Source organism: Candidatus Thioglobus sp., from assembly GCF_029243085.1.
In the GTDB taxonomy this organism is placed as follows: domain Bacteria; phylum Pseudomonadota; class Gammaproteobacteria; order PS1; family Pseudothioglobaceae; genus Thioglobus_A.
Map to the genome: position 1 here is coordinate 1 of NZ_JAQWSS010000046.1, position 8,532 is coordinate 8,532.

The following is an 8,532-nucleotide window of genomic DNA, read 5'->3' on the forward strand; positions in this document are numbered from 1 at the left end:
TCTCTTTAAGAAGGTAAAGATAATTTTATTAAATATGCTAACTTGTGTAAACGCTATGGTGCGGCAATTATTGTCATGGCTTTTGATGAAGTTGGCCAAGCGGACACTCAAGAACGCAAAATTGAAATTTGTACTGAAGCCTATAACATTTTAGTAGACGAAGTCAACTTTCCGCCTGAAGACATTATTTTTGATCCGAATATATTTGCAGTAGCAACTGGTATTGAAGAGCACAACAACTACGGTGTAGATTTTGTTGAAGCTACCCGTGAAATTACTAAGAACTTACCTTTTGCAAAAATATCGGGTGGTGTATCAAATGTTTCCTTCTCTTTCAGAGGTAACAATCCAGTGCGTGAAGCAATTCACTCAGTATTCTTATACCATGCAGTAAAAGCTGGCATGACCATGGGTATTGTAAATGCAGGCCAGCTAGTGGTTTATGACGATATTGATCCAGAGTTGAAAAAAGCGGTAGAAGATGTCGTGCTTAATAGCGATGAAGAAGCTGGTGAGCGTTTAGTTGATCTTGCACCAAAATTTTCAGGCACTGGCGAAGCCCAAGAGAATAAAAGAGATTTGGAATGGCGTACTTGGTCAGTTGAAAAACGCTTAGAGCACTCTCTAGTGAAAGGCATCACCGAGTTTATCGATGAAGATACTCAAGAAGCCCTGGACAAACTTGGACGCCCTATTCTCGTCATTGAAGGTCCGTTAATGGACGGAATGAATGTTGTTGGTGATTTATTTGGCGACGGTAAGATGTTTTTACCGCAAGTGGTTAAATCTGCTCGAGTAATGAAAAAATCAGTTGCTTATTTAGATCCGTTCTTGGAAGCTGAAAAGCAAGACTGTGGCGCTAGGACTCAGGGCAAAATCTTAATGGCCACTGTTAAAGGTGACGTGCACGACATCGGTAAAAATATTGTTGGCGTGGTACTGTCTTGTAACAACTACGAGATTATTGATCTTGGCGTGATGGTGCCTGCTGAAACCATCCTTGAGACTGCCATCAAAGAGAATGTTGATATTATCGGCCTCTCAGGCCTAATTACACCGTCACTTGATGAAATGGTATTTGTCGCCAAAGAGATGACACGCCGAGGCTTTGAGCTGCCACTACTTATTGGTGGCGCTACAACCTCAATTGCACATACAGCAGTAAAAATTGAACCGCAATATGACAAAGGTGTGTTCTATGTTAAAGATGCCTCTAAAGCAGTTGGTGTTGCTACTTCACTATTGTCTAATGAGCTAAAACCAGCCTTGGTAGAAAACACCAAAGAAGAGTACGAAAAAGTGCGAGTAAGACGTGCAAGCAAAGGCAAAACAAAACTTTTAAGTCTTGAAGCGGCTAGAAATAATAAACCTAAACTCAAATTTGATCAAATCACCACACCAAAAAAACTGGGTATTCACGTATTTGAAGACTACGATCTAAATGAAATTTTTAGATTCATTGACTGGGTCCCATTTTTCCGAACTTGGGAGCTCGCTGGCAAGTTCCCTGATATTCTCACTGATAAAGTGGTGGGTGAATCTGCATCAGCACTGTTTAAAGATGCAAAAGCCATGTTTCAAAAGGTAATTGATGAGAAGTTACTTCAGGCCAATGCAGTAGTAGGCATCTTTCCAGCTAATAGCGTCAATGAAGATATTGAGTTAACTGATGAGCACGGCAAGCCATTAATGACGCTCAATCAGCTACGTCAACAGCTCGATAAAAAAGGTAATACACCAAACTATTGTCTGAGTGATTTTATCGCCCCTAAAGACAGTGGCGTGCAAGATTATATGGGTGCCTTTGCAGTAACAGCCGGCATTAACATTGATCCTTTAGTGGCAGCTTATGAGGCTGATCACGATGATTACAACTCAATCATGATTAAAGCGGTGGCCGATCGTTTTGCTGAAGCCTTTGCTGAGATGATGCATTACAAATTCCGTACTGAGCTATGGGGCTATAGTGATGAAGACTTTAATAATGATGAATTCATTGAAGAGAAATATCGTGGCATTCGCCCGGCACCTGGTTATCCTGCTTGTCCAGAGCACAGTGAAAAAGAAAAGATATGGGCATTGCTTGATGTAGAAAAAAACACAGGCATGACGCTTACTAGCTCATATGCAATGCTGCCAACAGCATCAGTTAGTGGCTGGTACTTTGCCCACCCGGAATCAAGATACTTTGGTGTTGCAAAAATCAATCAACAGCAGTTGAAAGATTATGCAAGTAGAAAAGGTGTTTCAATAGAACAGGCAGAAAGATTACTTTCTTCTAATTTCGATTAATCATTGGATTTTTGCTACAATGGCATCGCTATTGGTTAGTATTAATCTGATGCATGTATGCACTCGATCAAACGTTCTACTTGGCGTGTGCAACAGCCATTTCCACCAGTAGCAAAAGTTTGCTCTCTAACCTTCATGACTGTAGTTGCGCCATTAGCAATGGCATTAATAACATCCATTTTCTTAACTTCATTGCAGACGCACAGATTGCGTTTTAGATTTTGCTTAAGAACCTCTGGAAGTTTATCCAAAGGATTAGGAACAATATTAGGCGTTAACTTCAATGCTACGCAACTCTTTGGCTAATTGATCTAATGAGGCGTTAATAAGTTTAAAAGCGCCCTCGGCGCCATATAGCTTAGTAAGCTCAAGTGCTTCATTAATAACGACTTTATAGGGAACTTCAATGCTATTTTGCAATTCGTAGGCACCCAGATAAAGAATGGCATGCTCAACAGAGCCTAACTCATCTGTTTCTCTAGAAATAGTTGGCGCAATTAACTCATCAAGTGACGTTCTATTTTTTAAGATATTGATAAATAAATTCGAAAAGAATGCTTTAGAAATCTTACCTTCTTTTTGATTTAAAAATTGTTGCTCAATTTGTAATACCTCACCACCTGAAACTAGGTACTGGTACACTGCCTGAACAACACGCTCGCGAGAGCGTTGCTTTGGTGTTTTAAATGCCATAGTTTAAAATGTTTGGTTATCGGCTTGCTTCATTAAATAAAGCATTTCAATCATAGCCATAGTAGCTTCTTCGCCTTTGTTACCTTTGTAGCCACCCGCGCGACCAACAGTTTGATCCATATTTAGTGTGGTAAGTACACCAAAAGTAGTAGGGATTTCATACTGGTAAGACACCTCTGCAATGCCTTTAGAGCACTCGTTGCAAACATACACGTCATGTGGAGTTTCGCCTTTGATTACTGCACCCAAAGTTACAATGCCGTCGTATAAATTTTTACCACCATCTTGCTGTGCAGCAAGACGCTTAGCCAATAATGGAATCTCAAATGCACCTGGTGCATAAAATACGTTAACATTGTTTTTATCGATGCCGTATTTATCTAACGTTTCTTCTGCTGCAGCTAGTAATTTATCACCAATATCTTGGTAAAAGTAACCAACAATAATGGCAACTTTACTATCTTGTAAAAAGTCACTGTTTGCATTTTTATCAAATTGAAATTTCATTAGGATCCTTTATTTTTTCATTGCTACATATTCGCTGACTTCTAAACCAAAGCCTTTTAAACCATGTAATTTTCTTGGAGAACCAAGAATTCTCATTTTTTTAACGCCCAAGTCAGATAGGATTTGCGCACCAACGCCATAAGTTTTAATATCATTACCACCAGAATCGCGATTGGTATTGTCAATATTTTTCAGAATAGATTTGTCAGTTTGCTTTCTAAGCAATAAGAACACACCGCTATCAGATTTGGAGATATGCTTTAATGCATCATTCACATTAAAGCTGTTTGAATTTTCTTGCAAAACATCCTTAAGCGTATCTTCCATATGTACACGAACACACACATCTTTATCGCTCTTAATTTCACCCTTAACTAACGCTAAATGTGTCTCATTATAGATACTGTCTAAAAATGAAATTAATCTGAATGAACCGTGCTCGGTCTTAAATTCACGCTCATTAATACGTTCAATAGTTTTTTCATTCTCAATGCGGTAAGAAATTAAATCTTCAATTGTGCCCCACTTAATATTATGTTTTTCGGCAAAAATTTCAAGATCGTCACGACGCGCCATAGAGCCATCTTCGTTCAAAATTTCAACAATAACGGATGCGGGCTCAAAACCAGATAGACGCGCCAAATCACAACCCGCTTCAGTATGACCTGCACGAATTAATACACCGCCAGGCTGCGCCATTAGAGGAAAAATATGGCCCGGTTGTACAATATCGGCCGGTGTCGCATCTTTTGCCACCGCATCTAAAACAGTTTTGGCTCTATCTGCTGCTGAAATTCCAGTTGTTACTCCTTCTACTGCTTCAATCGACACAGTAAAGTTAGTACCATTAGCGTCATTATTTTGTGCCACCATGAGTGGTAAATTAAGCTGTTTACAACGCTCTTGAGTTAGTGTCAAACAGATCAAACCACGGCCATGTGTTGCCATAAAGTTAATATCTTCTTTAGTACAAGTGGCGGCAGGAATGATTAAGTCACCCTCATTCTCTCGATCTTCATCATCCATAAGAATGATCATTTTGCCTTGTTTGTAATCTTCTAAGATTTCTTCAGTTGTGGCTTTCATCATGATTGTTTACTCGTTAATAATTGTTCTAAATGGCGCGCAATAATATCAACCTCTAGATTGACTTGGCTATCCACTTGTAATTCACCTAAGGTTGTCGCTGTTAACGTATGAGGAACAATATTGAGATCAAAAATATTATCAACAATACTATTAACCGTCAAACTAACACCGTTAATACATACAGAGCCTTTTCTAGCAATGTATTTTACCAAATTATCAGGCGCACTAATCTTAAAACGTGTTGATTCTCCTTCATTATATCGTTCACTTACCTGGGCAATGCCATCGACATGCCCGCTGACTAAATGTCCGTCAATCCCTTGATTAAGTCTCAAGGCTTTTTCAAGGTTAACTTGACTACCTTGCCCTAACTGAGCAAAGATTGAACAATCTAGCGTTTCTTGAGAGACATCTGCTTTGAAAAAATCTTGGCCGATTTCAATTGCTGTAAGGCAAACACCATTAACAGCAATACTATCGCCAATAGCAACATCAGAGAAGTCTAAATCAGTTGTACTAAAACTAAATACAGCGCCTTTGTCATAGGCGACTTTAGTTTTGATTTGGCCAATGGCTTGAATAATACCTGTGAACATAGGAAATATTAGCTATATTAAAGAATGCTAATTTTACGCTATTTGCTACATTATCTCTTTGTTTTCAAAACAATAACAAAAACTAGCGCCTAGTAATACAATTAACCAGGCTAAATAAATCCATATCATTAAGAATAATAAAATTGATAGTGCACCATATATAAATTCGTAAACTGGAAAATATTGAACATAAACAAACATGGCATATTTGATCAACTCTAACAATAACGCCGCAATAACGCCTGCTTTAAGTGCATTCATGTACCTAACTTTTTCCAAAGGCACCACATAATACAAAATTGAAAAACCGATACTTGATAATATCAGTGGTGCAAAAATGGGCGTGTAATCAACCACTGGCAGCTGATTAAATACATCGGAGGCCACAACATACGAACTTAAAAATAGCGACGCACCTAGAAATATTGGACCTAAAAATAAAACAAATAAGTATGAAATTAAGCCTTGCATCCAATGACGATGATGTGCATCATGCCAAATTAGATTAATGCGTTTATCTATCTCATATAGCATCAGCATAACAGCGAAAAGCAAAAAACCGAAGCTAACACCTTTTAAAGATTGGGCTTGATTAATAAATTGCTGAATGTAATTGGTAGCCGCATCATAATTATGCGGTAGCACTTGATTAAATAAAAACTGCTCAAGATATTGCTGCAGTTCATAAAAATAAGGAGACAGTGAAAAAACACTTAAACCTAAAGCCAAACCAGGCACAACGGCAAATAAAGCACTAAATGACAATATTGAAGCTGAATCGAAACCTTGACGCTCGACAAATCTTTTCAATACTGCTGTAATCATAGGCTTATTTTTGTGATTTTAAGTAATCCTCATAGTTGCCAGAATAGTAATGCATGCCATCTTCTTTAAGCTCTACTACCTTGGTAGACAAAGAAGAGACAAACTCTCTATCGTGACTCACAAAGATAAGTGTACCCTCATAATTCTCTAATGCGAGGTTAAGTGCCTCGATTGATTCCATATCCAAGTGGTTGGTTGGCTCGTCCATCACTAAGACATTAGGCTGTTGGAGCATTAATCTACCAAACAACATTCTACCCTTCTCGCCACCAGACAATGATTTCACGCTTTTGATAATATCATCCTTACCAAACAACATCTTTCCTAAAACACCTCTCATGTCCTGTACATCTTGCTTGGTTTGCTTGTATTGCATCATCCAATCAAGCACTGTCATATCTTCTTCAAAATCAGCACTATGGTCTTGAGCATAGTAACCAATATTAATGTTTTCACTCCACTTAATCTTGCCTTTATCAGCCTCAAGTTCACCAACTAAAGTACGCAATAAAGTGGTTTTACCAATACCATTTTGACCAATAACCGCAACACGCTCACCAACCTCAAACAAAAACTCAATATTTTTAAGTACATGCAGATCGTCAAAGCTTTTATTAAGCCCTTCAACTTCCAAAACATTTCTGTGCAATCTGTTTTCTTGATTGAAAATAATATAAGGACTGACTCTTGAAGACGGCTTAATATCATCAAGCTCAATTTTTTCGAGTTGCTTTTGACGCGATGTAGCTTGCTTAGCTTTAGAGGCATTAGAAGAGAATCGAGAAACAAAATGCTTTAATTCTTTAATTTTAGCTTCTTTTTTGGCATTATCATTCTGCATTTTTTCTTGGATGGCTGTTGCAGCGATCATAAATTGATCGTAATTTCCTGGAAAGGTATTTAGCGCACCATAGTCAAGATCTGACATATGCGTACACACACCGTTTAAGAAGTGTCTATCGTGAGAGATAATCACCATAGTAGCTTTACGATCATTTAAAACATCTACCAGCCAACTAATAGAGTTGATATCCAAGTTGTTTGTTGGCTCATCCAATAATAAGATTTCAGGATTAGAAAATAATGCCTGGGCAAGCAAAATACGCAACTTCCAGCCCGGTGCAATCTCGCTCATTAGGCCGTAATGCTGCTCTTCAGGGATGTCTAAACCCAACAACAATTCACTGGCAGAAGATTCAGCCATATAGCCATCCATTTCGGCAAATTCCATTTCCAATTCGCCAACCTTAATACCATCTTCGTCACTCATTTCTGGCAAAGCGTAAATACGGTCTCTTTCTTTTTTGACTTCCCAAAGCTTTTCATGGCCCATGATTACCGTATCAACAACACGAAACTCTTCATAGGCAAATTGATCCTGACGCAAAATTCCAAGTCGCTCACCATCACTAATGCTAACTGTGCCGTTAGAAGGCTTTAACTCACCCGTTAAAATCTTCATAAAGGTTGATTTACCACAACCATTCGCACCAATTAAACCGTAGCGGTTGCCACCTTGGAACTTAGTAGAAATATCTTCAAATAAAGGTTTTTCACCAAATTGCATGGTAATATTAGCAGTAGAAATCATAAGTCAAGACTAGGTTTTTGAAAAACAACTATTATCCCATAATACCAATTGAAAACTAAGCCAAATATTGGATAGATTAGGATGTGTAAATGTTCTGTTGACGTATAAAATAATGGCTAAATTTAAAGAAAAATTGTAAATAAATGTTTGAAAAAACTGGCCAATTACCCGATAAAAATCTCACCATTGCTATTTTACTTTTACTGACTTTTGGCTGGATTATGTCATTTTCCGCCTCACTCGGTCATTTTGAGAATTACGGCTATTTCATTAGGCAAAGTTTTTTTATTTCACTTGGCTTAGTGCTGGCTTACACTTGTTTAAAAATCCCTTTATATTTTTATCAAAAACATGCCAAGGCATTTTTTATTTTTACCTTAGTTTGTTTGGCCTTGGTGTTCTTACCTGAACCTATAGGCAGAACCGTTAATGTCTCCACACGTTGGATTAACTTCGTAGTGTTTAAATTCCAACCCTCAGAAATGATGAAAATTGCCATGATTTTATACATGGCTGATTTTCTAATCCGCCATGAAAAAGATGTAAAAAAACCTTGGATGGGGCTTGTTAAAACCTTAATTATTATTTCTTCTGCGGCCATTTTGCTACTATTAGAAATGGATTTAGGCGCTACCATTCTTATTTCTTTAACCGCACTCATCATGCTTTTTGCTGCAGGCGTGTATTTAAAGCAATTAACTTACGTAGGTAGCGGACTAATCAGCCTTACTGGCACTTGGCTTTACATTGACGGCTTAAACGGTGGTGTGCGTTGGCAGAGAATGACAGAATTCTGGCAAATTGACCTATGGATGAATGAAAGTGAAAAAGTCTACCAAACTAAACAAGCCCTAATCGGTATTGCAAGGGGCGATTGGACAGGAGTTGGGCTAGGCAATGGTATTCAAAAATATTCAAAATTACCTGAGCCACATACTG

General features: G+C 38.1%; 8 protein-coding genes and 1 pseudogene. 2 read left to right on the forward strand and 7 right to left on the reverse strand.

Annotated features, from left to right (window positions below; translation table 11 throughout):
* A pseudogene (metH, locus tag P8M52_RS02855) lies at positions 1-2,292 on the forward strand (methionine synthase); the annotation flags it as partial.
* Positions 2,293-2,333: 41 nt separating this feature from the next.
* Here metH and P8M52_RS02860 read toward each other — a convergent pair.
* From P8M52_RS02860 to P8M52_RS02890, 7 genes are read right to left on the reverse strand one after another with little or no spacing between them, the layout of a single operon-like run.
* The gene (locus P8M52_RS02860; RefSeq protein ID WP_300307024.1) at positions 2,334-2,576 is read right to left on the reverse strand and encodes a (2Fe-2S)-binding protein; all 243 of its coding nucleotides are present in this window, start codon (positions 2,574-2,576) and stop codon (positions 2,334-2,336) included.
* The gene (nusB, locus tag P8M52_RS02865) at positions 2,560-2,985 is read right to left on the reverse strand and encodes a transcription antitermination factor NusB (protein WP_300307027.1); all 426 of its coding nucleotides are present in this window, start codon (positions 2,983-2,985) and stop codon (positions 2,560-2,562) included. Before nusB ends, P8M52_RS02860 begins: the two co-directional genes overlap by 17 nt.
* 3 nt (positions 2,986-2,988) lie before the next feature.
* Positions 2,989-3,492 (reverse strand): 6,7-dimethyl-8-ribityllumazine synthase, encoded by a 504-nt coding sequence (gene ribH, locus P8M52_RS02870; RefSeq protein ID WP_300307030.1) that lies wholly within the window; start codon positions 3,490-3,492, stop codon positions 2,989-2,991.
* Positions 3,493-3,501: 9 nt separating this feature from the next.
* A complete protein-coding gene (gene ribBA / locus P8M52_RS02875) occupies positions 3,502-4,581 on the reverse strand; it encodes a bifunctional 3,4-dihydroxy-2-butanone-4-phosphate synthase/GTP cyclohydrolase II (protein ID WP_300307033.1) in 1,080 nt (359 codons plus the stop codon).
* A complete protein-coding gene (locus tag P8M52_RS02880) occupies positions 4,578-5,177 on the reverse strand; it encodes a riboflavin synthase (RefSeq protein ID WP_300307036.1) in 600 nt (199 codons plus the stop codon). Before P8M52_RS02880 ends, ribBA begins: the two co-directional genes overlap by 4 nt.
* Before the next feature lie 45 nt (positions 5,178-5,222).
* Positions 5,223-6,002: a YihY family inner membrane protein gene (locus P8M52_RS02885; protein ID WP_300307039.1), complete on the reverse strand. Its 780-nt coding sequence runs from the start codon at positions 6,000-6,002 to the stop codon at positions 5,223-5,225.
* Between the two features lie 4 nt (positions 6,003-6,006).
* Positions 6,007-7,593: an ABC-F family ATPase gene (locus P8M52_RS02890; protein ID WP_300307042.1), complete on the reverse strand. Its 1,587-nt coding sequence runs from the start codon at positions 7,591-7,593 to the stop codon at positions 6,007-6,009.
* Between the two features lie 143 nt (positions 7,594-7,736).
* On the opposite strand from P8M52_RS02890, the gene P8M52_RS02895 reads away from it, so the two are divergent.
* On the forward strand, positions 7,737-8,532 hold a 796-nt coding region (locus tag P8M52_RS02895; protein WP_300307045.1), incomplete at its 3' end, for an FtsW/RodA/SpoVE family cell cycle protein.

Bases quoted from the DNA above. Each gene is read 5' to 3' on its own strand.
- ribBA (WP_300307033.1), bottom strand. From the start codon at position 4,581: ATGATGAAAGCCACAACTGAAGAAATCTTAGAAGATTACAAACAAGGC.
- P8M52_RS02890 (WP_300307042.1), bottom strand. From the start codon at position 7,593: ATGATTTCTACTGCTAATATTACCATGCAATTTGGTGAAAAACCTTTA.
- P8M52_RS02880 (WP_300307036.1), bottom strand. From the start codon at position 5,177: ATGTTCACAGGTATTATTCAAGCCATTGGCCAAATCAAAACTAAAGTC.
- P8M52_RS02885 (WP_300307039.1), bottom strand. From the start codon at position 6,002: ATGATTACAGCAGTATTGAAAAGATTTGTCGAGCGTCAAGGTTTCGAT.
- ribH (WP_300307030.1), bottom strand. From the start codon at position 3,492: ATGAAATTTCAATTTGATAAAAATGCAAACAGTGACTTTTTACAAGAT.
- nusB (WP_300307027.1), bottom strand. From the start codon at position 2,985: ATGGCATTTAAAACACCAAAGCAACGCTCTCGCGAGCGTGTTGTTCAG.